This window comes from Streptomyces sp. NPDC026672 (assembly GCF_040638185.1).
Taxonomy (GTDB): domain Bacteria; phylum Actinomycetota; class Actinomycetes; order Streptomycetales; family Streptomycetaceae; genus Streptomyces.
The window spans coordinates 117,963-144,578 of the sequence record NZ_JBEZXS010000010.1 but is presented as its reverse complement, the minus strand read 5'-3'; the positions used below and the strand labels follow the sequence as shown (position 1 = coordinate 144,578).

23 protein-coding genes are annotated in these 26,616 nt (G+C 70.4%); 15 read left to right on the top strand and 8 right to left on the bottom strand.

Features of this window, described 5'->3' with window-relative positions; translation table 11 throughout:
• Nucleotides 1–25: 25 nt before the first annotated feature.
• Nucleotides 26–1,969, top strand: a complete 1,944-nt coding sequence (locus AB0F77_RS14325) for a TIGR03960 family B12-binding radical SAM protein (RefSeq protein WP_361946846.1) — start codon at nucleotides 26–28, stop codon at nucleotides 1,967–1,969.
• A 269-nt stretch (nucleotides 1,970–2,238) separates the two neighbouring features.
• Here the strand turns inward: AB0F77_RS14325 and AB0F77_RS14320 are convergent, their stop codons facing one another.
• The 5 genes from AB0F77_RS14320 to AB0F77_RS14300 form a co-directional block, all read right to left on the bottom strand.
• The gene (locus tag AB0F77_RS14320) at nucleotides 2,239–2,823 is read right to left on the bottom strand and encodes a recombinase family protein (RefSeq protein ID WP_361946843.1); all 585 of its coding nucleotides are present in this window, start codon (nucleotides 2,821–2,823) and stop codon (nucleotides 2,239–2,241) included.
• A 277-nt stretch (nucleotides 2,824–3,100) separates the two neighbouring features.
• Nucleotides 3,101–3,295: a hypothetical protein gene (locus tag AB0F77_RS14315; RefSeq protein WP_361946840.1), complete on the bottom strand. Its 195-nt coding sequence runs from the start codon at nucleotides 3,293–3,295 to the stop codon at nucleotides 3,101–3,103.
• Nucleotides 3,288–3,476 carry a hypothetical protein gene (locus AB0F77_RS14310; RefSeq protein ID WP_361946837.1) on the bottom strand — a complete coding sequence of 63 codons (189 nt, stop codon included), beginning with the start codon at nucleotides 3,474–3,476 and terminating at the stop codon, nucleotides 3,288–3,290. Before AB0F77_RS14310 ends, AB0F77_RS14315 begins: the two co-directional genes overlap by 8 nt.
• A 763-nt stretch (nucleotides 3,477–4,239) precedes the next feature.
• Complete coding sequence (locus AB0F77_RS14305; RefSeq protein WP_361946834.1) at nucleotides 4,240–4,608, bottom strand: hypothetical protein; 369 nt, start codon at nucleotides 4,606–4,608, stop codon at nucleotides 4,240–4,242.
• A gap of 407 nt (nucleotides 4,609–5,015) precedes the next feature.
• On the bottom strand, nucleotides 5,016–6,590 hold the full coding sequence (locus AB0F77_RS14300; RefSeq protein ID WP_361946831.1) for a recombinase family protein: 1,575 nt from the start codon (nucleotides 6,588–6,590) through the stop codon (nucleotides 5,016–5,018).
• Nucleotides 6,591–6,978: 388 nt separating this feature from the next.
• Here AB0F77_RS14300 and AB0F77_RS14295 point away from each other — a divergent pair, with 388 nt between their 5' ends.
• Nucleotides 6,979–9,039: a restriction endonuclease gene (locus AB0F77_RS14295; protein ID WP_361946828.1), complete on the top strand. Its 2,061-nt coding sequence runs from the start codon at nucleotides 6,979–6,981 to the stop codon at nucleotides 9,037–9,039.
• 27 nt (nucleotides 9,040–9,066) lie between these two features.
• On the opposite strand, the gene AB0F77_RS14290 is transcribed toward AB0F77_RS14295, so the two are convergent.
• Nucleotides 9,067–10,353: a M48 family metallopeptidase gene (locus AB0F77_RS14290; protein ID WP_361946825.1), complete on the bottom strand. Its 1,287-nt coding sequence runs from the start codon at nucleotides 10,351–10,353 to the stop codon at nucleotides 9,067–9,069.
• A 241-nt stretch (nucleotides 10,354–10,594) separates the two neighbouring features.
• On the opposite strand from AB0F77_RS14290, the gene AB0F77_RS14285 reads away from it, so the two are divergent.
• Nucleotides 10,595–11,092 carry a DUF6083 domain-containing protein gene (locus AB0F77_RS14285; RefSeq protein WP_361946822.1) on the top strand — a complete coding sequence of 166 codons (498 nt, stop codon included), beginning with the start codon at nucleotides 10,595–10,597 and terminating at the stop codon, nucleotides 11,090–11,092.
• A 37-nt stretch (nucleotides 11,093–11,129) separates the two neighbouring features.
• Here AB0F77_RS14285 and AB0F77_RS14280 read toward each other — a convergent pair whose 3' ends face one another.
• Nucleotides 11,130–11,276, bottom strand: coding sequence for a hypothetical protein (locus AB0F77_RS14280; protein WP_361946819.1), 147 nt, complete (start codon nucleotides 11,274–11,276; stop codon nucleotides 11,130–11,132).
• A 78-nt stretch (nucleotides 11,277–11,354) separates the two neighbouring features.
• Here AB0F77_RS14280 and AB0F77_RS14275 point away from each other — a divergent pair, with 78 nt between their 5' ends.
• The 4 genes from AB0F77_RS14275 (at nucleotide 11,355) to AB0F77_RS14260 (ending at nucleotide 14,186) form a co-directional block, all read left to right on the top strand.
• Nucleotides 11,355–11,822, top strand: coding sequence for a tetratricopeptide repeat protein (locus tag AB0F77_RS14275; RefSeq protein WP_361946816.1), 468 nt, complete (start codon nucleotides 11,355–11,357; stop codon nucleotides 11,820–11,822).
• A 97-nt stretch (nucleotides 11,823–11,919) separates the two neighbouring features.
• Entirely contained in the window at nucleotides 11,920–12,618 is a 699-nt protein-coding gene (locus AB0F77_RS14270) for an SDR family oxidoreductase (protein WP_361946813.1), read from the top strand.
• A 501-nt stretch (nucleotides 12,619–13,119) separates the two neighbouring features.
• Entirely contained in the window at nucleotides 13,120–13,326 is a 207-nt protein-coding gene (locus AB0F77_RS14265; RefSeq protein ID WP_361946810.1) for a hypothetical protein, read from the top strand.
• Between the two features lie 26 nt (nucleotides 13,327–13,352).
• Nucleotides 13,353–14,186, top strand: a complete 834-nt coding sequence (locus AB0F77_RS14260) for a DUF2637 domain-containing protein (RefSeq protein WP_361946807.1) — start codon at nucleotides 13,353–13,355, stop codon at nucleotides 14,184–14,186.
• 15 nt (nucleotides 14,187–14,201) lie between these two features.
• On the opposite strand, the gene AB0F77_RS14255 is transcribed toward AB0F77_RS14260, so the two are convergent.
• Nucleotides 14,202–15,359 carry a prolyl oligopeptidase family serine peptidase gene (locus tag AB0F77_RS14255; RefSeq protein ID WP_361946805.1) on the bottom strand — a complete coding sequence of 386 codons (1,158 nt, stop codon included), beginning with the start codon at nucleotides 15,357–15,359 and terminating at the stop codon, nucleotides 14,202–14,204.
• Nucleotides 15,360–15,606: 247 nt separating this feature from the next.
• Here AB0F77_RS14255 and AB0F77_RS14250 point away from each other — a divergent pair, with 247 nt between their 5' ends.
• The 8 genes from AB0F77_RS14250 to AB0F77_RS14215 all read left to right on the top strand — a co-directional run bounded on the left by AB0F77_RS14250 (nucleotide 15,607) and on the right by AB0F77_RS14215 (nucleotide 26,515).
• Nucleotides 15,607–16,206 carry a hypothetical protein gene (locus tag AB0F77_RS14250; RefSeq protein WP_361946802.1) on the top strand — a complete coding sequence of 200 codons (600 nt, stop codon included), beginning with the start codon at nucleotides 15,607–15,609 and terminating at the stop codon, nucleotides 16,204–16,206.
• An 81-nt stretch (nucleotides 16,207–16,287) separates the two neighbouring features.
• Nucleotides 16,288–17,403, top strand: coding sequence for a hypothetical protein (locus AB0F77_RS14245; RefSeq protein ID WP_361946799.1), 1,116 nt, complete (start codon nucleotides 16,288–16,290; stop codon nucleotides 17,401–17,403).
• A 47-nt stretch (nucleotides 17,404–17,450) separates the two neighbouring features.
• Complete coding sequence (locus AB0F77_RS14240) at nucleotides 17,451–18,248, top strand: TIGR03936 family radical SAM-associated protein (RefSeq protein ID WP_361946796.1); 798 nt, start codon at nucleotides 17,451–17,453, stop codon at nucleotides 18,246–18,248.
• A 261-nt stretch (nucleotides 18,249–18,509) separates the two neighbouring features.
• Nucleotides 18,510–22,808, top strand: a complete 4,299-nt coding sequence (locus AB0F77_RS14235) for an Rne/Rng family ribonuclease (protein ID WP_361946793.1) — start codon at nucleotides 18,510–18,512, stop codon at nucleotides 22,806–22,808.
• Nucleotides 22,809–23,043: 235 nt separating this feature from the next.
• Complete coding sequence (gene rplU / locus AB0F77_RS14230) at nucleotides 23,044–23,364, top strand: 50S ribosomal protein L21 (protein WP_004931419.1); 321 nt, start codon at nucleotides 23,044–23,046, stop codon at nucleotides 23,362–23,364.
• Between the two features lie 14 nt (nucleotides 23,365–23,378).
• Nucleotides 23,379–23,633: a 50S ribosomal protein L27 gene (gene rpmA, locus AB0F77_RS14225; protein ID WP_361946790.1), complete on the top strand. Its 255-nt coding sequence runs from the start codon at nucleotides 23,379–23,381 to the stop codon at nucleotides 23,631–23,633.
• Nucleotides 23,634–23,740: 107 nt separating this feature from the next.
• Entirely contained in the window at nucleotides 23,741–25,186 is a 1,446-nt protein-coding gene (gene obgE, locus AB0F77_RS14220) for a GTPase ObgE (RefSeq protein ID WP_361946787.1), read from the top strand.
• Nucleotides 25,187–25,351: 165 nt separating this feature from the next.
• Complete coding sequence (locus AB0F77_RS14215) at nucleotides 25,352–26,515, top strand: glycosyltransferase (protein WP_361946784.1); 1,164 nt, start codon at nucleotides 25,352–25,354, stop codon at nucleotides 26,513–26,515.
• The last annotated feature ends 101 nt before the right edge of the window (nucleotides 26,516–26,616 follow it).

Genomic DNA, 26,616 nt, shown 5'->3' with positions numbered 1-26,616 from the left:
CTGTCAGCTCACGAAGGTTCGCGAGATGCCTGCCGAAGTCACTGCGGCCGCCGAGTCTGTGTTCCCGCAGCTCGAAGCACTGCTCCCGCACGTGCAGAAGCCCATCCAGTACGTCGGCGGAGAGCTCAACTCCACGGTCAAACCGTGGGAGTCGTGCGACGTCCGCTGGGCACTGATGTACCCGGACGCGTACGAGGTCGGCCTGCCCAACCAGGGCGTCATGATCCTCTACGAGGTGCTGAACGAACAGCAGGGCGTCCTCGCCGAGCGCACGTACAGCGTGTGGCCGGACCTGGAGGCGCTGATGCGCGAGCACGGCGTCCCGCAGTTCACGGTGGACAGCCACCGCCCGGTGCGGTCGTTCGACGTGTTCGGCCTGTCCTTCTCCACGGAGCTGGGCTACACCAACATGCTCACGGCCCTTGACCTGGCCGGCATCCCCCTGGAGTCGAAGGACCGCGGCCTGGACGACCCGATCGTGCTCGCGGGCGGCCACGCGGCGTTCAACCCGGAGCCGATCGCGGACTTCATCGACGCCGCGGTCATCGGCGACGGCGAGCAGGCCGTGCTCGACATGACGCGGATCATCCGCGAGTGGAAGGCGGAGGGCCGCCCCGGCGGCCGCGAGGAGGTCCTGTTCCGCCTGGCGCGCACGGGAGGCGTCTACGTCCCGGCGTTCTACGACGTCGAGTACCTCGCCGACGGCCGGATCGCCCGGGTGGTCCCCAACAAGTCGGGCGTGCCGTGGCGGGTGTCCAAGCACACGGTCATGGACCTGGACGAGTGGCCCTACCCCAAGCAGCCGCTGGTCCCGCTCGCCGAGACGGTGCACGAGCGCATGTCGGTGGAGATCTTCCGCGGCTGCACGCGCGGCTGCCGCTTCTGCCAGGCGGGCATGATCACCCGCCCGGTGCGCGAGCGCTCGATCACGGGCATCGGCGAGATGGTCGACCGGGGCCTGAAGGCGACGGGCTTCGAGGAGGTGGGCCTCCTGTCCCTCTCCTCGGCGGACCACAGCGAGATCGGGGACGTCGCCAAGGGCCTGGCGGACCGCTACGAGGACGACAAGATCGGCCTCTCCCTGCCCTCCACCCGCGTGGACGCGTTCAACATCGACCTGGCGAACGAGCTGACCCGCAACGGCCGCCGCTCGGGCCTCACGTTCGCCCCCGAGGGCGGCTCGGAGCGCATCCGCAAGGTCATCAACAAGATGGTCTCCGAGGACGACCTGATCCGTACGGTCGCCACGGCGTACGGCAACGGCTGGCGCCAGGTGAAGCTGTACTTCATGTGCGGTCTGCCGACGGAGACGGACGACGACGTCCTCCAGATCGCCGACATGGCGATGCGGGTCATCCAGAAGGGCCGTGAGGTGTCGGGGGCGAACGACATCCGCTGCACGGTGTCGATCGGCGGCTTCGTCCCCAAGCCCCACACCCCCTTCCAGTGGGCGCCGCAGCTGTCGGCGGCCGACACGGACGCGCGCCTGGAGAAGCTGCGGGACAAGATCCGCGGCGACAAGAAGTACGGCCGCTCGATCGGCTTCCGCTACCACGACGGCAAGCCCGGCATCGTCGAGGGCCTGCTCTCCCGGGGCGACCGCCGGGTGGGCGCGGTGATCCGCGCGGTGTACGACGACGGCGGCCGCTTCGACGGCTGGCGCGAGCACTTCTCGTACGACCGCTGGATGGCCTGCGCCGACAAGGCCCTCGCCCCCTTCGGCGTGGACGTCGACTGGTACACCACCCGCGAGCGCACCTACGAGGAGGTCCTCCCCTGGGACCACCTCGACTCGGGCCTCGACAAGGACTGGCTCTGGGAGGACTGGCAGGACGCCCTGGACGAAACAGAGGTCGACGACTGCCGCTGGACACCGTGCTTCGACTGCGGAGTCTGCCCCCAGATGGACACAGCCATACAAATCGGCCCCACCGGCAAGAAGCTGCTCCCGCTCACGGTCAAGAAGTAGCCGTGAGCAGCGGCGATGCCATCCAGCGGATGGCTGAGGCGCTTGCCGACGTATCCGAGGCGGACCGCGCCGAAGCCCTGCGAGGGCTTGGCGTGAAGGAGTGCGAGCAGGCTCCGCGCGGCGCACGCCGCTCCCCGCCCCTCGGCAGGACTCGGGCATCGTCTCGGCGGTCGAGTGGGTGTAGATGAAGAGAGGCGTTCGGACGATCCCGTCCGGGCGCCTCTCGGCGTTCCTGGGGCACTGTCTGTCTGAACTGCTGTGCGCCTGCCTCAGGCGCTCTCTCCCAGGTGTCGGTACAACGTGGCGCGGGAGACGCCGAGGGCCTTAGCGATGGCGCTGACGCTCTCGCCCTTGGCCTTCCTGGCGCGGGCCACGGTGATTACGTCCTCGTCCACCACAGACGGCCGGCCGCCGGTACGGCCCTGCGCCTTGGCTGCTTCCAGTCCGGCCCGCGTGCGGTCCTTGATGAGTGACCGCCCGAACTCCGCCATGGCCGCGATGATCTGGAAGAACAGGCGTCCGTCGGCCGACGTGGTGTCGACAGAGGAGAGCGCACCGTCGAGCACGCGGAAACCTATGCCGCGCTCGCGCAGGCCGTCGACGATGGACACAAGGTCGATGAGCGACCGGCCGAGCCGGTCAAGCTTCCACACGCACAGGACGTCGCCCGGTCGGGCGTAGTCCAGTATGGCCGTCAGTCCCGGCCGGTCTGTGCCCTTCCCGCTGGCCTTGTCCTCGAAGATGCGGACGCACCCTGCGGCCGTGAGCGCGTCGCGCTGAAGCTGCGCTTCCTGGTCGCCAGTGGAGACGCGGGCGTAACCGATGAGCTGGCCAGTGATCGTGTTCGTCGTCATGACACGGACCGTCTCAAAACTCGTCTCAAAAAATCAAGTCCGAGACGGGGATTTCGAGACGGGTTTTGAACAGGGCTGTGCCCCTGTGAGGGGCGCTCCGTCTCTCGTCTCACAAACCTTGGTTTTCGAGACGGTCCACGCTTGCCCGTGTGGGGCGACTGTCGCACCCGTCGGAACGCTTGCCCGTCGGTACGCACTTCTCTTGGGACCAGGGTTCCAAGTTCTACTGGCCCCACTCTGATCGGGTGACTCCACTGGTAGGCGGCAGAGTGTCTCGCTAATCCTCCTTGTCCTGGTCAGCTTCATCGTCCGTCCAGGGGTACAGGGTGGCGAAGTGACGGATTCGCTCCAGCTCGGCGGCTTCGTCGGCGGCGTCGTAGTGCCGTATCTGCTTCCACCAGCGGTCGTAGTCGTAGCCGTCGCAGTGGTTGAAGTCGAGGGCGGTGCTGCGTAGCCGCTGCCACTCACGCACGATCGCAGCGCGCTGCCACGGCTCGGGCCGCTCCACCATGAGGAGAGGTCTCGCCGGTCTCACCGACATCCTCGGACACTCGCCCCAACTGCGCGTTGAGGAAGGTCTCCAGGGCGCGGACGTTCTCGGGGGTCAGATCGACGGCGTAGATGAGGGTGCGTTCAGGCGGTGAGTTCGTCATACGGATGGGTCCTATCTTTCGTGCGGTGCCAACTGGAGCACTCCGGGTGGAGCTGAATCAACCGGGTATTCCGTGGGCCAGAAGACTCTGGTGGGCAGGGACCAAAGAAGTGCGTGCAGACACTTGCCCCTTCGTCCACAGCAAGGCGCTTGCGCCCGTCTCGCGGCCTGCCCCGGTGTTCGACCGGCAAGGCCCAGGCGTGCGTCCCGTCTGGCGCTCACGCCAGCGCACAGCCGTCTGCCTGCCGATGGCAGGCAGACGTGACGGCAGGGGCAGGGGGTGGGGTATGACCCCTCGAAGGGGGCAAGCCCGACCGCCATGCCATAGCAGCCAAGGTTCCGCCACGGTTCCAGGGTCCGTCTTCCCTGCCCGCAGGCTGCCACGGCGAGAGCGTATGGCCTGGTCACAGACCTACCGTGCCTTGCTCGCAGCGGCGGAAAGCTGCAAGGAACAGGGCCTAACGGCTGCACCTGCGGGGCGCGGCAGCGCCCCCTAGCTAGGGCTTGCTCCTGTCGGCCCCCTCCGGGGCCGCACTGTCGTTGAGCACTGCGACTGTGGCGGCCGGGAGGCCGCCCCTTGCTGCCTTTCTCTGCGCCGTTGTCTTTCCCTAATGGGGGCGCTGCCGCGCCCCTACTTGCGCTTGAAGCAGGCTGCTTCCTTCAGTCGGCCTCGACAGAGGCCGGACTGGGCCAAATAGATAAGAGAGGGCGCGAACGTTTTCGCAGGTCGAAGACTGTGCCGGTACACCCCGGACGTGCTCTGACTACACACAGCGCGTGTGCTCACCGATCCTGGTGGAGGCGGTAGGGGATCGGCGCGCCCATGCCCTTCTGGAACAGGTGAGACGGAAGCACAAGGCACGCGGCCCGGAACGGGACGACACGAGGTCCAGTTCCTTGGCGCGGGCCACCGCGTTACGGGTGCTCTGGTCGGACAGTGGTTTGCCCTCCTTGCCCAGCAGCACGGCCAGCCGGCCGGGCTCGAAGGCTGCGTGTCCTTGCCGGTCTGCCCAACCGATGGCGGCGAAGTGGACACGGTAGGCGAGAGGGTGCCCGGGGTGCTGTGCCATGCGCCGGTACTCGTGCTGGGAGACACCACCCCACGGACGGTTGTGGCCGAAGCTGATCGTCACCGGCTACCCCCTTCCTGCGGGGAGCGGCTGCACTCGTGCGCTTCGTTGTCGACAAGAGGCGACGCGCAGACCTCACAGGTCCAGACGACTTCGATCGTGATGTTCAAGGGCTGGCGACTCCTGGCGCTGGCCGAGGGCAGCACGGAGCCGCGCCTCAGCGTTGGGTGGAAGTCGCGCAGTACCGTCCTGCGCTTCGGGACGTCCTCGACGTCCCTGCGAGCCCCTCGGGATCGCGGCCCCTCACGGAGTGGCCAGCTCTACCGCCGCTGAACGGCGGGACCTACGGTGCCCGCTCCCAGAAGGAGCGGGAGAGTCTTCCTATCCGGAGCCCGGGCCGACCGTCAAGCCGGAACACCTCCGGGCATGGCTGGCCGAGCCGCCTGGAGATGCCTGTCCCGGCTCCCTCGTCAGACCCTTGCCGCGAAGTCGTCACCCTTGATGACCAGGCGTTCGCGAACGTCGCGCGGGATCTTGAGCCGCAGGTGTACGGACGGGGCTCGCACCCCCTTCACCTTCGTACGGGTCACATCGCACGTGACGCCCACGCGGCGCAGGTCCTCAGCCATGGCCTCCATACCGCCGGCTTCCCACATCTCCCGGAAGGTCTTGCCGTTGTGCACGAGTACCCAACGGTCCTGCGTGGTCTCGGGATCGATAGCGCTCAACTCTTCCGTGAGCTGGTCGAGCGTCTTCTCCGCCCGCTCGCGAGTGAACCGAGTCTTCGAGAAGCGGCCCTCTGGTTCGAGCTCCGCCATGTAATAGGAGATGGCATTTTCGAGCCGCTTGACTTCGGCGCGTGCCTCGGCTCCCTTTGCGTACTCCCGGACCTGGACGGGGAAGTCGCCGAGGACGCGCAGCACGTCGCCCACGAGGACGTCGTACACGTCCTGCGGGTTGGGTGCGCCGAGCCCGCCGCCCTTGCACTTGCCGCAGCGCAGGTACGTGTAGCTCCGGCCGTTGCTCATGTTCTTCTGCACGGTCATGTTGGTTGAGCAGTCGACGCAGACGAGTACGCCGAGGAACTGGGTCGCTCCGCCCGCCTGCCGGGTGGGCTGGTTCTTGCCCCGGCGATCGAGTGCCGCTTGAAGGGTCTCGAACTCCTCCTCGGTGAAGATCGGAGGACCGACCCGTATCGGCTTCCCGTCGTTGCCGAGGACGAGTCTGCTCCGTCGCTTCCCGCCCTGCTTGTTCTCCTCGACCCGGTAGCCCATAAGTGCGGGGTTGCGAAGGCGGCGAAGGAGAGTCGACGTCGTGAGCCTTGTCGACATGAGCCCGGAGCGGACGAGACAAAGGGCCATGCGTCGGGCGGAGACGCCCCGCAGCGCCATGTGCCGGGCCCAGTGCAGTGCCTTGTGTGCGCTCGGCTCGATGGCGAGCGCGGGTTTACCGTCCACCTTCGTCGTGACGTATCCGTACGTCGGCTTACCGACGAGCCACGAGTCCTGAGTGCGGGCGTAGTCCCACAGCGACGTGACGCGGGTCGACGTGTTCGCCGCCTCGATCTCCGCGATGCCGCCGATGAGCGTGACCATGATCCGGCCCACGGTCGTGCTGAGGTCGATCGCGTCGTTTTCCGACACGAGGTTCTTCCCGTACCGCTCGCACCACTCGATCATCGTGGACAGGTCCGTCATGCGACGGATGAAGCGGTCGAGCTTCCAGAAGAGCAGAGCATCGAACTCCGGGGCCCGGTTGTTGAGCCACTCGCCGAGCTCCTTCCGCTTCCACGGCGGAACCTTCGTCGCCGACACGTTCAGATCGGAGGCGACACCGACGACGCGGTACCCCTTCTCTCTGGCCAGGAGACGCAGGTCGAGTTCCTGTCGTACGGGTGAGGTGGTGTCTTCCGTAAGTACGGACAGGCGGACGGAGAGGAGCGCGCGCGGAGCATCCTCGGGGAGCAGAGCCTCCGCCCGCTTCAGGTCCTCCAGGAGAGCCAGGTCCGAGGCGCTCCACTCGCTCTCGATGTCGTACGTCTTCATGGTCGCGGAGCGTACAGGTTAGATGTGGAGCTGTTTTGCTATAGCTCCAGATGGACACCCACATCCAAGAAACACGGCGCCGACACCGAGCGCTCACTCCCACTGAGGTGGGCGAGGCGCTCGTACCGGGTGGTTGAGGCGCAGGCTTGGAGCCCCTTCGGTTCGGAGGGGCTCTTGCCGTATTGATGGCGATGCAGGCAGCACCGCGGCGCGCCCCTCGCCTTGCTGTTTCCCGCTGATGATCTGCATGGGGCATCGATTCCAGTTGCCTTTGGCAAGTTGATATCCAGGACTGTGATTGCTGGATAAAGTCGGTTTGTCGTAACTGGTTGTGGGGACAGCCAGAGCTTGGTCGGCGCTGCCGACGTCCTGGGGAGGGCTTGAGCGTATGAGTCGTCGCTCTGCTGGTTTCGTCAACACTTGGGCTGAAGCGCAGCGCCAGTACCAGCGGCAGATCGAGGTCGAGCAGAGGCGACGTCGGGAAGAAGCGCGACAAGCGCGGGACTACGAGCGACGTGCGGCTCAGGGGCACCGGGAGTACCGGCAGGCAGCGGCCAGGCAACGGACGGCAGAGCTGGACGCACAGGTCGCGACCTTGCAGGGAGTCCTGACCACGGGTTGCCGGGCGCCGGTGTTCAGGGTCTCGTCGTTGACGCGCGTGGCTGAGATTCCGCCGTTCGACCCTGGCCGGCTCGCGTGGCCGGTGCGTATGCCTGATCCGAACCAGTACCAGGCGCAGAGCGGCTGGACGGCCAATCGGCGTGCGCAAGCGCAGGCAGAGGCGCGGACCCGCTTTGAGCACGACTGGCATGCGGCGCAGGCTGCGGAGACACAGCGACTGCAGCGGTTGGCCGCCGCCCAGCGGGACCATGACCAGAGGGCTGAAGCGCAGCGAGCTGAAGTGCGACGGCACAACGATGGCATCACCGAGGCGATTGCGGGCGTCAGGCGGGGCGACCCCGAAGCCGTGGTCGAGTACTTCTCGGCTGCTCTCTACTCGTCGACCGCATGGCCTGAAGGGTTTCCCCGACAGGTGGCGGCGGCCTTCGACGCGGCGGCGCGGCAGTTGGTGCTGGACTGGGAGATGCCCGGGTACGACGTCGTCCCGGAAGCGAAGTCGGTGAGGTACGTACCGGCCCAGGACCAGGACAAGGAGACGGCGCGCCCCGTGACACAGCGGCGCGCCTTGTACCGAGAGGTGCTGGCACAGAGCGTGCTGTTGGTGCTGCACCAGCTCTTCGGGGCGGACGAGTTCGGCATTCTCGACTCGGTGGTACTGAACGGCTTCGTGGACGCTCCCGATCCCGCGACGGGCAGGCAGGCCCACATTTTCCTGGCCACCGTCATGGCACAGCGGGCGACCTTCACCGGGCTGCATCTGGAACAGGTGGACCCGACCAGTTGCCTCACGGACGCGCTGCGGGGACAACTCACACCCCGGCCTGACCAGCTCACCTCTCTACGGCCGAGCCGGCAGCCGCAGGACGTCGGCAACCAGGTTGTCACCCACGGAGGTGGTGACGAGGAGCCGGACCTGTACGACATGGACCCGATCGCCTTCGAATCCCTCGTCGCCGACCTGTTCCGAGCAATGGGGATGCAGGCTGTTACCACGCAGCGCTCGAACGACGGCGGTGTTGATGTCGACGCGATGGACCCCGCCCCCATCCGGGGCGGCAAAATCGTCGTGCAGGTGAAGCGTTACCGCAACACCGTGCCACCCACCGCGGTGCGCGACTTGTACGGCACGGTCCACGACGTCGGCGCCAACAAGGGGGTTCTGGTGACGACTTCGGGCTTCGGCCCGGGCTCACACACCTTCGCCCGCGGCAAGCCGCTGGAGCTGATCTCGGGCCGTGAACTCGTCGACCTGCTGCACCGGCACGGGCTTCGCGGACGACTGGGGGAGGGCGGCCAACCTGCCCACGCACAGCCGGCACCGTCCCGTCCCACGACTTCGTCCGATGACTACAACGTGTTGGGCATGACGTGGTCCGGCAACGTGGCGTTGGACGTCTGCGCCCTCGTCTGCCATGGCAATCGAGTCCTCAGCGAAGACCATTTCGTCTTTTTCAACAACCCGCAGACCCCGGATGGTTCGGTGCGCGCGATGCCGGCGTCTGCACCGGACAGGGCCGCCATTCGCGTTACCTTCGACGCGCTGCCGGAGGGTGCTGATCGATTCGTTCTGGTAGCGGCTGTGGACCCGGAAACCAACCCGAACGCCGATCTTTCCGGATTCACCGATGCCTGCATTCGCCTGCTCGATCCGTCGATGACCGAACTCGGTCGCCTGGACGTCTCCGACGGTCGCGTCGGTGAAACGGCCTTGGTACTCGGCTCATTCAGACGTAGGGCCACTGGCGACTGGGACTTCGTGCTCGGCGGGAAGGGCTACACGGGCGGCCTGGAGCATCTCCTCCAGGACTTCGGCATCGAAGTGGAGTAGTCCTGAGGGCGTCGGCTCGTCATGGCCTCAGTCTGTGAGGCCGTCGCGCAGCAGGCGTCGGGCCACCTCGGTGCGGGCCGTGGCCAGTTCCGTGGCGATCAGCTCCGTCCGGCGGGTCTCCGGTACCACTGCGGCTGCCTCGGGCTCACCGACGAGCAGGCAGGCGCGCCGTAGATGGGTCGGCGGGTGGGTGGTGTCGACCTGGTGCCCGCGCCGGGCTCCGGCGCGCCGCCGCCGTTCGTACTCGTGTTCCGGGACGGACGCCGCGTACGCGGTCAGCAGCCCCCACAGTTCGTCGGTCCGGGCCTCGGCCTCCCGGCTGGCCCTCCACCCACCGAGGGCGGCGCGGTTGGCCTCGGTGCGCAGCAGGACGCCTAGCGCCTCGGCGATGAGCAACCGGTCCATGAGGCCCACCGCCGCCTGCGTGGAAGCGGTGCGGGCGGCCAGCCGGTCGGCGAGGTACTCGGCCCGTATCCCGGCCCGCGATGTCAGCCGGACGAGCAGTGCCAGCGCCCCCCGGACCAGCAGGCGTGGCAGCACGTAGGAGGCATTGACGACCATCTCGATCGCGGACGGGTGCGGAAGCGGCTGGAGGGTGTGGTGCCAGAGGGACAGGGTTCGCACCGCTGTGCCCACCACCAGGCCGTTGCGCGTGTCGCCGTTGGCGTAGTGGGCCAGCTCGTGGCCGAGCAGCGCGATCCGCTCCCCGGGCGTCAGGACCTCCCACAGCGGCAGGCCCAGTACCAGCAGCCGCCGGCCGCGCACACCGTACGTCATGACACCGGCGTTGATGCTCCCGTCCACGGCGATCGCGTGCACGCTTCGGGTGCCGACCGTCCGCGCCACCTCGTCCACCAGGGCGAAGAGTTCGGGCGCGTCGGCTCGGAACAGCACGGGCCGGTCGTCGGGCAGACGGCGAACCCTCGGGGCGAGCACACAGGCCAGCACCAGGAACACCAGCCCCGCCACCATGCCGAGGCCACCCCAGGCCGCCACCACGCACCAGACACCACCGACGGCGAACGCGAGGGTGACGCCGTGCACGGTCAGAGCGAGCGCGGTGGCCGCCATCGCCGAGGCGTCACGCCGCGGGCGTGTTTCCCGCCCGCTCAGTATCTCGGCAAGCAACTGCTCGCCATGCCGTTGGGCCAGGGCGCGCTCAGCTCGCTCCAGCCGTCCCATGTCCGGCTGTGGCTCCTCGGGGGCCACGTTCCAGTCGCAGGCGGCGCACCAGACGGTGAACCGGCTGTCGCCGCGGATCTCGGTGCCGCATTCCGGGCACGGCCGTGTGGTCTCTCTGGCGACGGCGGGCATCACGTTTTCCCCTCCCTCGCGGCTCCTCCCCGAGCCGCTGCCTGCTGGTACGGACCGATCTGATCACACCGCGGAGCCACGGTGCGGGCGCGGCCGTCGTATGGGCCGAACCGTGATCCCGCCGCAACGATCAGAGCCGCCCGCTTGCCGTCGACCCGGGTAGAACAGGCGAGTTGGACCTTCGAACAAGGCCAAATCGCGCTCTATTGCGACTTGCTCGGACTCACTCACACTCGAACTCATGGGGGCGACCAGCGATCGTGACGAGCGCATGTGCCAGCGCTGCGGGGAGGCCGGGCCTGCGGTCCGTAGCCGAGGGCGCATTGATCTCATGGCCGTGTTGTGCGACGGCTGTTGGAATCGGCTCGCCAATGACATGGCAGAGGAAGAGGGCGCGACGGCGGCGCCCCGACCTGAGTTCGACCCCGACGACGTCACGTTCGTGGAGCCGCCGACTTGCCGCCTGTGCGGCGCTGACGTGCGTGTTTATCCCACTGTCTACGATCGATGGGTCAGTTTGGCGACGACGGAGCTACCGGCCAAGGACGTTCCCCGGCCTTTCCGGTGGCGGCTGGTCGAGATCAAGCCCCTTCACTCTCCCGTGGTGATCGACGTCGTGGCGGTTCGAGTGCGTGGCATCGAGCCGATCCCGGGTGAACTGGTGACGCCGGCCCATCAGTTCCTGTGTGCTGCGGATCAGGCAGCGCGATCGGTTGCCGAGAGCTCGCTCGATCGGTGACATCACCGGCCAGACCGGGGCAGCGGTGTTCCGTCGGTTACTTCTTCACTTCGGCGACGGCGCGCAGGGCGAGCAGTCGCTGGTCGAGTGCCGCGAAGTCGGGGTGGGGCACGGTTTGGCTCATCTGTCCGGTGAAGAGGACCATCGCGATGGTGCTGTCGTCGGCCCAGACACAGACGGGCATCTGGTACCGGGCCTTGTGGCCCGGTGTTGGGCGTGTTCATCTTTTGGCGTGGCTTATGGGTGGAGTCGGCGTTCGCTTGTGCTGCTCTTCGTGGTCTCCGCGGGAGTGCCGGTGGTGCTTGTTCTTGGAGCTGTCACCGGGTGGAGTCGGTCGGTGGTGGGTGCACCGGTCTGGGTGGCTTGGACGGTTGCGGTTCTGGCGGTCCTCGTCGGTTTTCCGTTTGCCTGGTTCTCCACCCCGCTGGGTACCCGAAGTGCGACGAACCTGCTGCTCAGGGCCTACCGCCGGGACGGGTTGGAGGCTGTCGAGCAGCAGTATCTGTCCAAGCTGGCGCCTCGCAGGGCCGGGCTTCAGCTGTTCAACCTCGGGCTCGCCCTCGATCGCGCCGGTGACCAGGATGGCGCCCACGTGGTCTACCGGCACGCCGCCGACCGTGGATCTCCGCCCGCCATGGTCAAGCTCGGGGATCGGCTGACCCGACACGGTGACGATGACGAGGCTCAAGAGTGGTACCGCCGCGCAGCGGAGGCCGCGGAATCGTCCTAGCGATATCGAGGTGGAGGCAGGCGTCCGGTGGAGGGTGCGGTGGGGGCGCGTTAGCGTCGGAGGGTGGGGTCGTATCCGCCTCGTGGGGAGGTCGGGCATGGACATCAACGGTTCGGTCGCGCTCGTGACCGGGGCCAATCGCGGTATCGGGTCGGCCTTCGCCGACGCGCTGCTCGCGCACGGTGCCACCAAGGTGTACGCGGGGGTGCGGGATCCGGAGACCGTACGTGACCCCCGGCTCGTGCCGCTGCCCCTCGACGTCACCGACGAGAAGCAGGTGGCCGAGGCCGCCCTTACCGCCGCAGACGTCTCCGTCGTCGTCAACAACGCCGGGGTCACCGGCGGGCCGTCCCTCCTGGAGGGGTCGTTCGACGGGGCCCGGCGCGAGATGGAGGTCAACTACTTCGGCACCTGGGCCGTCTCACGCGCGTTCGCGCCCGTGCTGGCCGCCAACGGCGGGGGAGCGCTGGTCACCATGCTGTCCGTGGCCTCCTGGGTGGCCAACCGGCAGTTCCCGAGCTACGCGGCGTCCAAGTCGGCCCAGTGGTCGCTGACCAACGCCTTCCGGATGGCGCTGCGCGAGCAGGGCACGCTGGTCGTCGGTGTGCACGCCGGGTACGTCGACACCGACCTCGCCTCGGCCGTCGACGCCCCGAAGATCCTCGCGAGCGACGTCGCCGAGAAGACCATGACCGCGCTGCTCGACGACGAGTCCGAGGTGCTGGTCGACGACACCACCCGCCGCGTACGCGCCGCACTCTCCGGCGACTTGGAGTCCCTGTACGCGGACCGATGATGACCGATGAGGGTGCGGTCCCGCCGTTCGTAGGAGGCGGGTGAGGGTGCGGCGCCGCAGTTCGCAGGCGGCGGGTGAGGGTGCGGGTGCGCGTGAGGCCGCGTGCACGGCCCGGTGCCGACACCCCGCCCCGTACGCCCCGTACGGACACCGTGCGCGCGCCGCCCCCCGGCCCGACGCGCCCACCCCACGTCGGAAACGTGTTCGGCACCCTGTCGTGCGACGCCGCGGACCCGATGGGGCCCGGCACGGATGTAACGTTTCAGCAGGGGGGTCCCGCCCCGGCCCGGGGAAAGTCCGACGCGTCGGAATCGACACGGTCAAGAGTCGTCCGGAACCACCGGATCGGATCGCCGTGCCGTTTCATCAGCTCAGTGGTCAAATATTCTGTTCGACGCTCCGGACAACCCTTTCGGGGGATCCAATCCCCCGAACGCCCGACATCTACCCCCGTACGGCGCTCGTTATGTGACCGTGACTGGGAAAGAAGGGTACGGAGCCATGAATCGGCCTCCGGTCGGCATCGAGACCCCGTTGACCGGCGGTGGAGTGCGTCCCGGCGACTGCTCGGACCTGCTCGACGATTTTCTCGACAAGATCAGGGACATGGAAACCGAATATCTGCGGGCGGCCCGCGAGTCGTACGGCGCGTTCGGTCGCGCATCGGTGGCACCTCCCGGAACCCGTGCTTCAGACGGAACATCCTGAACGAGGGCACGGAGGGAATTTTTCTGATGGACAGGAACAATGAAGAAGCGAATTACTACCACCTCCAGTACGCCCTGAGACCGGAACACGAAACGCTCAGCCAGCCCTCCTACGAAACGCTGAGCCAGCCCCCGTACGGCACGCCCTCGTACGGCACACCCACCTACGGAACGCCCTCGTACGGCACGCCTTCCTACGGCACGCCCTCCTACGGCACCGTCACCTTCCCGACCCAGCAGTCCTGGACCGACCCGGCGCCGGACGTCGCGCCGAGCAGCTGGGACCTGGACGAGGAGCTGGCCCACATGCTGTCCGCGGCGACGGAACGCCAGCCGGACACCGTCCCCCTGGAACGGCCCCCGCACCGCAGGGCGAACCGGCGCCGGACGCGCGCCGACTCGCACTTCCTTGACGGCGGTCAGCGCATCACCCACGTCACCGTCCTCATCGCCTCGATCGCGGTGTGCGCGGCGTCCATGCTGGCCTGGTCCATCACCTACTCCTACGGCCAACTCCGCACGATCGCCGAGTCGGTGCTGCCCGGCGGGCTGGCCCAGTGGTGGCCGCTGACCGTGTACGGGCCGTGGTTCGTCGCGGCCCTGTCGATCCTGCGCGCCACCGTCCAGCGGCGCAGCGCACGCCGCTCCTGGGGCGTCATCCTCTCGGCCTCGGCGATGGCGGTCGCGCTGTGCGTCAGCCACTCCTCGCGCTCGCTCCTCGCGTTCGTGATGCTCGGCATCCCGCCGATCACCGCGCTGGTGTGCTTCTGGGAGCTGATCGGCCAGGTCTCCTCCAAGTACCGGACCCGGCAACAGGGCGCCCACGCCGGCGGATCCCCGCGGAGCGCGCCCAAGGTCTGAGCGCCGTACCGGTGTTCACACGGGCGGGACCGAACCGGCGGTCCTGGAGGGGGAGTTCCGCGCCGCCCGCTCCAGGACCTCGTCCAGCCAGTCGAAGACCCGCTGCTCGAACAACGCCCGGCCCATCGGCTCGCAGTGCAGATGCGCCCCCTCCGCCTCGGTGAACGGGACCAGCCGCTTCGGGCCGGGCAGGGCGTCGTACAGCCGCCGTGAGGCACCCGGCCAGAAGTGCTCGCCCTCCGGGTCCGTGACGAGCAGCGGGGTGGTGATCCGGTCCACGACCGGGGTGACGTCGTACCGGGACACCTCCGTGAGCAGGTCGAACGGCGAGTCGATCCCGTACGGCTCGGCGCGCCATCGCCAGGTGGTGGCCGGCGCCGGGTCCTCGTCCAGGGCCGCGCCGACGACCTGGTCGAAGGCCGCGCGGTCGCCGGACTCCCACAGGGCGCGCAGGTCCGGGCCCATGGTGTGCCACCAGCTGTCGGCCACGGCCACGACACCCGGGTCGGCCACCGCGGCGGCGAAGCGGTGCTCGAAGGCGAGGGCGCGCGGCACCCAGTAGCCGCCCTGGCTGATGCCGGCCGGCGCGAGGCGCCGGGGATCGACGTCGGCACGGGCGAGCAGGAAGTCCACGACCGGGGTGATCACCCGCTCCCAGTCGGGCCGGAACGGGACACCCCGCTCGAACAGCATCGACTGCTGGCCGGGGCCGTCGAACAGCAGCGCCCGGTAGCCGCGTTGCACGGCGGGCGCGGCGAGCAGGGTCCAGACCGAACTGAGCGGCCCGTCGCTGCCGTTGTTGACGACGAGCACCGGACGCGGCTCCTGGCCGCCGGGCGGCGAGACCAGGTAGCCCGGCAGGGTCGTGTCCTCGTACGGGATGGACAGCCGCTCGGCGGGCGGGTCCCAGGCGGCCAGGAAGCGGTCCAGGTACTCCCGGTGGCGGGGGAACAACTCCGCGATCCGCGCCTCGGGTTCGTCGAACGCGTCGACGCCGACGAGGGCGGTTCCGAGGTATCCGGCGGCCCGCAGCCAGCCGTCGTGGGCGCTGACCGTACGGCCCCCCGCGGCGCAGCGGCCGGCCATTTCCCCCGTACGGTCGGCCAGTTCGGCCCAGGCCGTGCACCAGGCCCGGCCGTCCCCGTCGGCGACGCCGGCCGCGGTGGACAGCACCTCGCCCGACGTCCGCGCCCTGCCGCCAGGCCGAGCCGAGCGCGAGCAGGATCTCGTAGTCGAACTGGTCGTTCCTGCTGAACCGATACGTCATGAAGGCTCCCCGGTCCACGCACCCCTTCCGAACGCCCTTTCCCCACCGTAGGAGCGCCCCCGGCGGTACGCACTCCGGACCGCGTGCGGCCCGTCCGCGGTCACGGCACGATGGAGGAGGGGCCGCTCGCGACAAGCGCTGGGAGGACCTCCCATGGGACAGCAGACGGCGGCGAGGGCACCGGCCCGCAGAAGGGTCAGCGGCGCGGGCGTCTTCCTCTCGTTCGTGCCGTGGATCATCTTCGGTGTCGTCGCGAGCCCCAGCACCTGGGAGTACGCGGCGCTGGCCGCCCTGGTCGCCTCGATCGGCCTGTCCGGGCAGGACGTCGCGCACGGGCGGCTCAACCTCCTCGACATGGCGGGCATCGTCTTCTTCGCCGTGCTCTCGGTCCTCGCGCTCGCCCTGGACCGCCACGAGCTCATCTGGCTGGAGACGTACGCGCAGGTCCTCTCGAGCGCCGTCGTGGCCGCCGTCGCGTTCGGCTCGCTGCTGTTCGATCCGTTCACCGCGCAGTACGCCCGCCGCCAGACGCCGCCCGAGGTGTGGGACTCACCGGTCTTCAAGCACATCAACGTGGTGCTCACCACCGCCTGGGGCGCGGTGTTCGTCCTCATGGCCCTCTCGACGTACCTCGCGATCCGCCTGCCCGCGCAGAGCGACTGGTTCAACTGGGTCGTCCCCATCGCCCTGTTGGTGTGGGCGGTCAAGTTCACCGAGCGCTACCCGGACACCTGCACGGCCCGCTTGACCTAGCTACACCGCCCGCGTGACCTAGCCTTTCGCCAGGCGCCTCCTGCCCGGGCGCCGGATACGGACGGGGGCTCGGGCGTCCTGATGGACATGGAGCGGGAGAAGGCGCCGCAGCGGCGTGCGCGGCCGGAGGGGTGCCTGGTCGTCGCGGTGCGCCTGCCGGTACGGATCGTCGCGCTCGTGCTGGTGGTGCCGGTACGGCTGGTGTGGGACGCGCTGGTGGTGACCGGACGGTTCCTGGCCGCCGCGGCGCTGCGGCCCCTGGGACGCGCCCTGCCGCGGCTCGGCCGGGCCCTGCCGGCGCGGCCCGCGCGCGCCGTGTGGCGGTACGTCCTCGTGCCCGCCGGCACGGCACTCGCCCTGCTCGGGCACGTTCTCCTCGTCGTCCCCCTGCGATGGTCGTACCGGCACGCGCCGACCCCGCCGGGCCACGCCCTCGCGCGGCTCGCGCGCGGGACCGGCGCCGCCCTGGCGTGGCTCGCGCGCAGGGTTCGTGCCGCCCTGGCGTGGCTCGGGCGGAGGGTCGGCGCCGGTCTGGTCCGGCTCGCGCAGGGCATCGGCGGCGGTCTCGCGTGGCTGTACGCGCGTGTGCTCACCCCGGCCGGGCACGGGGCGCTGACGCTGTTCGTGGTCCCCGCGCGGCTGCTGCGCACCTGGCTCCTCGCACCCGCCGGCCGGGCCCTGGCCCGGTGCGCGGGCCTTGTCGTCACCGGTGTCGGCCACGTCCTGTACTGGCTCGCGCGCGTCCTGCTCGTGCTGCCCGCGCGCGTGCTGTGGCGCCGGGTCCTCGGACCCCTCGGCCTGCTGCTCGTGCTGCTCGCGCGCGAGACCGGGACGGCGCTCGGGCACGCCTGGCGGATCGCCGGGCACGTCTCGCGCGCGGCCGGACGGTTCCTCGGGACCCTTCTGCGGTGGACCGTCGCCGAGCCCGCGCGCGGGGCGTACCGGTTCGTCCTCACCCCCGTCGGACACGCCGTGCGGGCCACCGTCCTGCGTCCCGCGGCCGCCGCCGCGCGCCGTGGGCCGGACCGCGCGGCAGGCGCCGGACACCGCCCGCGCGAGCGTACGGCAGGCCCGCGCCGACGTCCGCCGTGCCCTGTTCGCCCACCGGTACGACCGGGAGCTCTCGTCGGCCGGGAACCGGGAGGCCGCCGCACACGTACTCTTGATGGCAGTACGACCGCACTCACTAAGGACTGACGACACTGGGCAAGCGACAGCCCGAAGGCCCGCCGCCCGCACCCGCGGTGCAGCGCATCCGACTGCGCTACACCAAGCGCGGCCGCCTCCGGTTCACCAGCCACCGTGACTTCCAGCGCGCCTTCGAGCGTGCGTTGCGCCGTGCCGAGGTACCGATGGCGTACTCGGCCGGATTCACGCCGCACCCGAAGGTGTCGTACGCCAATGCCGCACCCACCGGCACGGGCAGTGAGGCGGAGTACCTGGAGATCGCCCTCGCCCGGCCCCGCGACCCGGAGGCGCTGCGCGTCCTCCTCGACGAGTCGCTGCCCCCCGGGCTCGACGTCGTCGACGCCGTCGAGGCACGGACCTCGGGCCTCGCCGACCGGCTCACCGCTTCCGTCTGGGAGCTGCGGCTGGCCGGCGTCGACCCCGCCGACGCCGAGCGCGCGGTGGCGGCCTTCAACGAGGCCGACACGGTCGAGGTGCAGCGCACGACCAAGAACGGCGTCCGCAGTTTCGACGCCCGTTCCGCCGTCGCGAGTCTGCGCGGTCTCACCGGGGAAGAAACACACAGTTCGACGGCTGATAGGCCGACCGACCAGCCCTGTGCGATACTGCGGCTGGTTGTTCGGCACGTGACGCCTGCCGTACGACCCGACGACGTCCTGTCCGGTCTCCGCGCCGTGGCCGACCTGGCGCCGCCGGTCCCCGCAGCGGTGACCAGGCTGGCGCAGGGGCTGCTCGATGAAGAGACCGGCACGGTGACCGACCCGCTCGCGCCCGACCGCGAGGCAGGTGAGACCGAGCCCCACACGGTCGTCACGGCCGCCGCGACGGCGCCGGTGCCGGAAGGTTCCGCGTAAGGACACGTCGAAAGCGCCGCCCTCGGACTCGGGAGCCACCTGGGTCGGGCAGCGCACCGACCAGAAGACTTTCGCCAGGCCGTGCGCGACATGGCGTACGGAACCGGCGAGACAGGACACAGAGAGCTCCCGTGTGGCGCCCGCGCCCCGGACGGCGGCCATCGCGCATCGCGCGGGCCGCGGACGTCAACGGCGGCCGGTCTAGGTGATCGGTGCCGGACCAGGTGCGGCGCCCGGGAGCCTGACGGGAGAAACGCCCGCATGCTCGAACCGACCGAACCCGCAGAGGGTTCCGAACTCAACACTCCCAGCGACACCCTGCCGCCGCGCAGGCGTCGCCGTGCCGCGTCCCGGCCCGCGGGTCCGCCCGTGGGCGCCGAGGCCGCGGCCGAGGTCACCGCGCCCGCCGTGGCGGTCGCGGAACCCGCCGAGGTGCTCCTCACGGAGGAGACCGAGGAGGCGGTGGAGGCCGCGCAGCCGGAGACCGTCGCCGCCGAGGCCCCGGCCGTCGCCGAGGAGCCCGCGCCGCGCACGCGTCGTCGTGCCACACGCCGGGCGTCCGCGCCCGCCGGTGCGCCGCAGGCCGCCGAGACCGCGGTGGCCGAGACCGTGGTCGCCGCGCCCGTCGGGACCGTGGCCGCCGGGACCGGGGACACGTCCCCGTCCGAGGAGCCGTCCGAGGCCCCGGCCGTCGTCGAGGAACCGGCACCGGCCCGTACGCGCCGCCGTGCGACCCGCCGCGTGTCCGCGCCCGCCGCTGCCGCGCCGGAGACGGACGAGGCCGTGGTGACCGTGTCCGTAGAGGACCCGGAACCCGAGGCCCCGGCCGTCGTCGAGGAGCCCGCGCCGCGTACGCGTCGTCGTGCCACGCGCCGGGCGTCCGCGCCCGCCGGTGCGCCGCAGGCCGCCGAGACCGCGGTGAGCGAGACCGCGGCCGTCGCGCCCGCCGAGGAGGCGAAGCCCGTACCGGAGACCGTCGCCGCCGAGGTCCCTGCCGTGGCCGAGGAGCCGGAGCCCGCGCCGCGTACGCGTCGTCGTGCCACCCGTCGGGTGTCCGCGCCCGAGGCCGCCGTGAGCGTCGCCGAGCCCGAGGCCCCCGCCGTGGCGGTCGCCGACACCGGCACCACCGACGTCACGGCCGCCGAGGCCGCTCCCGTCGAGGTTGTCGAGGACGGCGCCCCCCGACGGACCCGCCGTCGTGCCACGCGCCGCGTCGCCGCGCCCGTCGGCGCCCCCGACACCGCGGCCGAGACGGTGGCCGAGGCCGTGACCGCGCAGCCCGTCGCCGCCGACGAGCCCGTCGCGGTCGTGCCCGCGCCCGTCGCCGAGGCCGACGGCGAGGGCGCTGCCCCGCGCCGCAGCCGCCGCCGGGTCGTACGCCAGGCCGCGTCCGGGTTCTCCGAGCCCGAGCGCACCCGGCCCGAATCCGCCCGGGACGCCGAGGACGAGGGACCGCGCCGCCCCGCGCGGCCCGCCGTGGCCGTCTTCCAGGCCCCCGTGTTCACCGAACCGAGGTTCCAGACCCCCGAGCGCGCGGCCGCCGAGGCCGCGGCCGAGGCCGCCGGGGCCGAACCCGCCGTCGAGCCGGTCGAGGAGGAGCAGGCCGAGCCCGAGACGGGCGCGCGCCGCCGCCGTCGCCGCCGGGGCGCCGCCTTCGAGGACGAGCGGCCCGTCGAGCCCGCCGCCGAGGACGAGACGGAGGACACCGGGGCCGCCGGTGACACCGGGGACGTCGAGGACGACGAGGAGCCGGAGGACACCGAGGAGTCCGAGGACACCGAGGACTCCATGGTCGACTCCGCCGACGGGGACGACTCCGAGGAGACCGGCTCGCGCCGCCGTCGCCGCCGGGGCGGCCGTCGCCGTCGCCGCGGTGACGCTGCCGACGGCGAGGGTGCCGACGACTCCGACGAGTTCGCCGCCGAACAGGCCGCGCAGGACGCCGAGGACACCGCCGAACAGGAGGAGGACGACGCCGAGGAGGCCCGCGACGAGGCCGGCGGATCCAGCGCCGGCAGCCGTCGCCGCCGTCGGCGCCGCCGCCGCGCCGGTGACTCCTCCACCGAGGCCGAGCCCGGCGACGGCGACCCGGAGCGCACGGTCGTCAAGGTCCGCGAGCCCCGCAAGGCCGCCGAGCCGTCCGACGAGGTGCAGTCCATCAAGGGCTCGACCCGCCTGGAGGCCAAGAAGCAGCGCCGCCGCGAGGGCCGCGAGCAGGGCCGCCGACGTGTTCCGATCATCACCGAGGCCGAGTTCCTGGCCCGCCGCGAGGCCGTCGAGCGCGTGATGGTCGTGCGCCAGCACGGCGACCGCACCCAGATCGGCGTCCTCGAGGACGGCGTGCTCGTCGAGCACTACGTCAACAAGGAGCAGTCGACCTCGTACGTCGGCAACGTCTACCTCGGCAAGGTGCAGAACGTGCTGCCGTCGATGGAGGCCGCCTTCATCGACATCGGCAAGGGCCGCAACGCCGTCCTGTACGCCGGCGAGGTCAACTTCGAGGCGCTCGGCATGGCCAACGGGCCGCGCCGCATCGAGTCCGCCCTCAAGTCCGGCCAGTCCGTGCTCGTCCAGGTGACCAAGGACCCGATCGGCCACAAGGGCGCCCGTCTGACCAGCCAGGTCTCCCTCCCGGGCCGCTACCTCGTGTACGTGCCCGAGGGCTCCATGACCGGCATCAGCCGCAAGCTGCCCGACACCGAGCGCGCGCGGCTGAAGACCATCCTCAAGAAGATCGTCCCCGAGGACGCGGGCGTCATCGTGCGCACCGCCGCCGAGGGTGCGAGCGAGGAGGAGCTGCGCCGGGACGTCGAGCGGCTCCAGGGGCAGTGGGAGGACATCAGGAAGAAGTCGCGCAACGGCGGCGGCTCCAGCGCGCCCTCGCTGCTCTACGGCGAGCCGGACATGACCGTCCGGGTCGTGCGCGACATCTTCAACGAGGACTTCTCCAAGGTCATCGTCAGCGGTGACGAGGCCTGGGGCACCGTCCACGGATACGTCTCGCACGTCGCGCCCGACCTGGCCGACCGGCTCCAGCGCTGGACCAGCGAGGTCGACGTCTTCGCCACGTACCGGATCGACGAGCAGCTCGCCAAGGCGCTCGACCGCAAGGTCTGGCTGCCCAGCGGCGGTTCGCTGGTCATCGACCGGACCGAGGCGATGGTCGTCATCGACGTCAACACCGGCAAGTTCACCGGCCAGGGCGGCAACCTGGAGGAGACGGTCACCAGGAACAACCTGGAGGCGGCCGAGGAGATCGTGCGCCAGCTGCGGCTGCGCGACCTCGGCGGCATCATCGTCATCGACTTCATCGACATGGTGCTGGAGTCCAACCGGGACCTGGTGCTGCGGCGCCTGCTGGAATGCCTGGGCCGGGACCGTACGAAGCACCAGGTGGCCGAGGTGACCTCGCTGGGTCTGGTGCAGATGACCCGCAAGCGTGTCGGCCAGGGACTGCTGGAGTCCTTCTCCGAGACCTGCGTCCACTGCAACGGCCGCGGTGTCATCGTCCACATGGAACAGCCGTCCGCCGCGGGCGGCGGCAAGCGCAAGAAGCGCGGCCGCGGTGGCGACGGGCACGTCCACGAGCACGAGGCCCACGAGGCGGTGGAGACCGCCGTCGCGGAGACCGCCGAGGAGGAGGCCGAGAGCGAGGCCGAGGTCGCCGCCGCGGTGGCCGAGCCCATGGCCCTGGCCGCGCCGGAGTTCGCGCCGGACGAGGAGCTGTACAGCAGCGTCGCCGAGGCGGAGGCCGCGGCCGTACGCGGTCGTACGCGCCGCCGGGCGAGCCGCCGGGCCTCCGCCCCCGCGGGCGCGCCCCGCGGTGCCACGCGCCCGGAGACCGCGCAGCCCCCGGCCGCCGCCGTGGCGGACGCGCCGGCCGCGCAGGACGGTGCCCGCGCGGAGGCCGAGCGTCCGGTCACGCCGGTGCCCGCCACCGAGGCACAGGCCGAGCCCGTCGCCGTCGAGGACGCCGTGGTCGCGGCGCCCGAGCCGGACGAGGCCGCGGCCCCGGCGGCCGACGAGGCCGCGCCCAAGGGCCGTACGCGCCGTCGCGCCACCCGCAAGGTGTCCGCGCCGGCCGGGTCCCCCGCGGGCGCCGAGGCGGCCGTGGTGACGGTCGCCGAGACCGCGCCGGCTCCCGCCGAGCCGGCCGTCCAGCCCGCCGCCGAGGCGCAGGCCCCGGCCGAGGAGGCGCCCGCCGAGAGCGCCGCCCCGGCCCGCCCGCGCCGCCGCGCCGTGCGCAAGGCCACCGCGCCGACCGCCTCCGAGGAGACGGCCGTCGTGGTCCTCCCCGCGGCCGCGCCGGAGGCGGAGGCCCCCGCGCAGACGGTGGAGGAGGAGCCGGCGGAGGCGTCCGCCCCAGCCAAGAAGGCGGCCCGCAAGACCGCCAAGAAGGCCACGGCGAAGAAGGCCGCCACCAAGAAGACCGCGACCGCCAAGAAGACGGTCGCGAAGAAGACGACGGCCAAGAAGGCGGCGGTCAAGAAGACGGCCACCGCCAAGTCGGCGGCGAAGAAGACCGTGTCAGCGGGCTCCGCCTCCGCCGACGAGAGCTGACGCACCGGGGAGTGCGGCCGGTCCCCGCGACCGGCCGCACTCCCGCGGGACGCGGCCCGGTTTGACCCCCTCGGCCACCGCCCCGTAACCTTGACCGTCGGCGTGTCCTTCGAGCACGCCACATTCCCGTAAACCTCTTCCTCCCGGGCACACGGTTGGCCGGGAGAGGTCGCTCGCGCATTCGTCCGGGTGGCTGGCCTGCGGGGGTGCCGTTCCGAGCGAAAGAGAGATCCGCGTGTACGCCATCGTGCGCAGCGGTGGTCGCCAGCACAAGGTTGCTGTCGGCGACATCGTTGAGGTTGACAAGATTTCCACCGCCAAGGTTGGCGACACGGTCGAGCTCTCGACCCTGCTCGTTGTCGACGGCGACGCTGTGACCAGCGACCCGTGGGTGCTGGCCGGCATCAAGGTCCAGGCCGAGGTCGTGGACCACCACAAGGGCCAGAAGATCGACATTCTGCGCTACAAGAACAAGACGGGCTACCGCCGTCGTCAGGGCCACCGCCAGCAGTACACGGCGATCAAGGTCACTGAGATCCCCGCGGCTGCGAAGTAAGGGACTGAGGAGAAATGGCACACAAGAAGGGCGCATCGTCCACCCGGAACGGTCGCGACTCCAACGCCCAGCGGCTCGGCGTGAAGCGCTTCGGCGGTCAGGTCGTCAACGCGGGTGAGATCCTGGTCCGTCAGCGCGGCACCCACTTCCACCCGGGCTCCGGCGTCGGCCGTGGCGGCGACGACACGCTGTTCGCCCTCCAGCCGGGCGCGGTGGAGTTCGGTACCCACCGTGGCCGCAAGGTCGTGAACATCGTTCCGGTCGGCTGACCCGGACGAGTCTTCGCGAGGCGGACCTCACTTCCCGGTCGGGAAGGCGGGTCCGCCTTTCGCGTGTTACGTAGGAAACACCCGTACTTCACTGGAGGCACCCCACCATGACCACCTTCGTGGACCGCGTCGAGCTGCATGTCGCCGCGGGTAACGGAGGTCACGGCTGTGCCTCCGTCCACCGCGAGAAGTTCAAGCCGCTCGGCGGGCCCGACGGCGGCAACGGCGGGCGCGGCGGCGATGTGATCCTCACCGTCGACCAGTCGGTGACCACGCTGCTCGACTACCACCACTCCCCGCACCGCAAGGCCACCAACGGCAAGCCCGGCGAGGGCGGCAACCGCGCCGGCAAGGACGGCCAGGACCTGGTGCTGCCGGTGCCGGACGGCACGGTCGTCTTCGACCGGGCGGGCAACGTGCTCGCCGACCTGGTCGGACACGGCACGTCGTTCGTGGCCGCGCAGGGCGGCCGGGGCGGGCTCGGCAACGCGGCGCTGGCCTCCGCCCGCCGCAAGGCGCCCGGCTTCGCGCTGCTCGGCGAGCCCGGTGACCTCCAGGACGTGGTGCTGGAGCTGAAGACCGTCGCCGACGTGGCGCTGGTCGGTTATCCGAGCGCCGGCAAGTCGTCGCTGATCTCCGTGCTGTCCGCGGCCAAGCCGAAGATCGCGGACTACCCGTTCACGACGCTCGTCCCCAACCTCGGTGTGGTCACGGCGGGTTCGACCGTCTATACGGTCGCCGACGTGCCGGGTCTGATCCCGGGCGCCAGCCAGGGCCGGGGCCTCGGCCTGGAGTTCCTGCGGCACGTGGAGCGGTGCAGCGTGCTGGTGCACGTGCTGGACACGGCCACCCTGGAGTCCGAGCGCGACCCGGTCTCCGACCTCGACGTCATCGAGGCGGAGCTGAAGCAGTACGGCGGCCTCGGCGACCGCCCGCGGGTGGTCGTCCTCAACAAGATCGACGTGCCGGACGGCAGGGACCTCGCCGAGATGGTGCGGCCCGACCTGGAGGCGCGCGGCTACCGCGTCTTCGAGGTGTCGGCGGTCGCGCACACCGGACTGCGGGAACTGTCGTTCGCGCTCGGTGAGTTGGTCGGCCGGGCGCGGGCCGCGCGGCCGAAGGAGGAGGCGACGCGCATCGTCATCCGGCCCAAGGCCGTGGACGACGCGGGCTTCACGGTCAGCCGCGAGGAGATCGACGGCGAGCCGCTGTACCGGGTGCGCGGCGAGAAGCCGGAGCGCTGGGTGCGGCAGACCGACTTCAACAACGACGAGGCCGTGGGCTACCTCGCCGACCGGCTGGGCCGCCTCGGTGTCGAGGAGGAGCTGATGAAGGCGGGCGCCCGCACGGGCGACGGCGTCGCCATCGGCCCCGAGGACAACGCGGTCGTCTTCGACTGGGAGCCGACGGTGATGGCCGGCGCGGAGATGCTGGGCCGGCGCGGTGAGGACCACCGCTTCGAGGAGCAGCGTCCCGCGGTGCAGCGCCGCCGGGACCGACAGGCCGAACGGGACGAGGCACAGCGAGACTTCGACGACTTCGAGCCGTTCTAGGTTCCCTTTCCTGTTCAATTCCGCTGTTACCATGGTCACTTTTGTCGATTGCGGGAAAAGTCGGATTTTATCCGAGCCCCTGTGAATATGATGGGTGAATCGACAAGGCGGAGGTGTCTCGACGCCACCTCCGCCTTTGCAGTGACAGCGTGATGTGGGGGGAAGATGGGTTTAGGCTCCAAACGGGGCCCGAAGGTCTCGGTCATCATTTCGATCTACAACACCGCCGATCACCTCGACACTTGCTTGACATCCATCGTGAACCAGTCGATCGGATTCGAGCACATCGAGATAGTCGCGGTGGACGACGGTTCGACCGACGGTAGTTCGGAGTTGCTGGACCGCTGGTCGGAGAAGTATCCGGAGCGTGTCCGGGTGGTGCATCAGGAGAATTCGGGGGCTCCTGGACAGCCGCGCAACCGGGGGATCGAGCTGGCCGAAGGGGAATTCCTGTTCTTCGCGGACCCCGACGACTATTTCGGCGTCGAGGCGTTGGAACGCATGGTGGCGGTCGCCGAGCGAAACGACTCGGACGTCGTGATGGGCAGAATCAAGGGAGTGGGACGTAAGGCGCCGGTCACCCCTTTCCGGCGGAACGTCGAATCGGGTGATATTTTCACCACTCACGCCATTTGGACGCTCACCGCCCACAAACTCTTCCGGCGTTCCTTCGTCGAGGAGCACCGTCTGCGATTCGCGGAGGGGGTGAGGCTGGCCGAGGAGCAGGTCTTCGTCGTCCCCGCGTACCTGCGCGCCCGCGCGATCTCCGTCGTCGCCGACTACGACTGCTACTACCTCGTCCATCACGAGGGGTTCGCGCATCTGACGAAGCAGCCGCCCGCCCCGGCGCCGTTCTACGACAACGTGCGCAACGTCCTGGACATCGTGGCGGATCACGTTCCGCCCGGTGAGCGGCGCAACCTGCTTCTGGAGCGGTGGCTCACCCTGGAGGTACTCGGCCGTTTCAAGGGGGCGTTCGCGAAACTGCCCGACGAGACGCGGTCCTTGCACGTGAAGCTGGCCGCAGAACTGCTCGCCGACCACATGCCGCGCGAGCTCGTCGAGAAACTGCCTCCGCTGTCGCGGCTGCGCTGTCTGCTGATCTCCCAGGGACGCGTGGAGGAGCTGACGGCGCTCACCACGCTGGTTCCGCGTCCCGTGGCCTCCCCACGTCCTCCGGCTGTGCCGAATCCCGCGGCCGTCCCGGCCCCCGAGGCGGCCCCCGAGGTCGTGCCGGCGCGGTCCGGGCGGCCGTGGAACGCCCGCGCCAGGCGGGTCCTGGTGGGGATGGTACGGCCCGTCAGACGGCTGCTGCGGCAGCTGGGTTAGCGCGAGGACCGGGAGCGGGCCCGGACAGTGGACCGGCACGGAGAGGGGGCCGGGCCCGGCGGAGTCGTTCTCCCGCCGGACCCGGCCCCCTCCGTCGTCCC

Coding starts and splice junctions, on each gene's coding strand:
- AB0F77_RS14325 (WP_361946846.1), top strand. CDS start 26: ATGCCTGCCGAAGTCACTGCGGCCGCCGAGTCTGTGTTCCCGCAGCTC.
- AB0F77_RS14320 (WP_361946843.1), bottom strand. CDS start 2,823: ATGACGACGAACACGATCACTGGCCAGCTCATCGGTTACGCCCGCGTC.
- AB0F77_RS14310 (WP_361946837.1), bottom strand. CDS start 3,476: ATGACGAACTCACCGCCTGAACGCACCCTCATCTACGCCGTCGATCTG.
- AB0F77_RS14300 (WP_361946831.1), bottom strand. CDS start 6,590: ATGAAGACGTACGACATCGAGAGCGAGTGGAGCGCCTCGGACCTGGCT.
- AB0F77_RS14295 (WP_361946828.1), top strand. CDS start 6,979: ATGAGTCGTCGCTCTGCTGGTTTCGTCAACACTTGGGCTGAAGCGCAG.
- AB0F77_RS14290 (WP_361946825.1), bottom strand. CDS start 10,353: ATGCCCGCCGTCGCCAGAGAGACCACACGGCCGTGCCCGGAATGCGGC.
- AB0F77_RS14285 (WP_361946822.1), top strand. CDS start 10,595: ATGGGGGCGACCAGCGATCGTGACGAGCGCATGTGCCAGCGCTGCGGG.
- AB0F77_RS14280 (WP_361946819.1), bottom strand. CDS start 11,276: ATGCCCGTCTGTGTCTGGGCCGACGACAGCACCATCGCGATGGTCCTC.
- AB0F77_RS14270 (WP_361946813.1), top strand. CDS start 11,920: ATGGACATCAACGGTTCGGTCGCGCTCGTGACCGGGGCCAATCGCGGT.
- AB0F77_RS14265 (WP_361946810.1), top strand. CDS start 13,120: ATGAATCGGCCTCCGGTCGGCATCGAGACCCCGTTGACCGGCGGTGGA.
- AB0F77_RS14260 (WP_361946807.1), top strand. CDS start 13,353: ATGGACAGGAACAATGAAGAAGCGAATTACTACCACCTCCAGTACGCC.
- AB0F77_RS14250 (WP_361946802.1), top strand. CDS start 15,607: ATGGGACAGCAGACGGCGGCGAGGGCACCGGCCCGCAGAAGGGTCAGC.
- AB0F77_RS14245 (WP_361946799.1), top strand. CDS start 16,288: ATGGACATGGAGCGGGAGAAGGCGCCGCAGCGGCGTGCGCGGCCGGAG.
- AB0F77_RS14235 (WP_361946793.1), top strand. CDS start 18,510: ATGCTCGAACCGACCGAACCCGCAGAGGGTTCCGAACTCAACACTCCC.
- rpmA (WP_361946790.1), top strand. CDS start 23,379: ATGGCACACAAGAAGGGCGCATCGTCCACCCGGAACGGTCGCGACTCC.
- obgE (WP_361946787.1), top strand. CDS start 23,741: ATGACCACCTTCGTGGACCGCGTCGAGCTGCATGTCGCCGCGGGTAAC.
- AB0F77_RS14215 (WP_361946784.1), top strand. CDS start 25,352: ATGGGTTTAGGCTCCAAACGGGGCCCGAAGGTCTCGGTCATCATTTCG.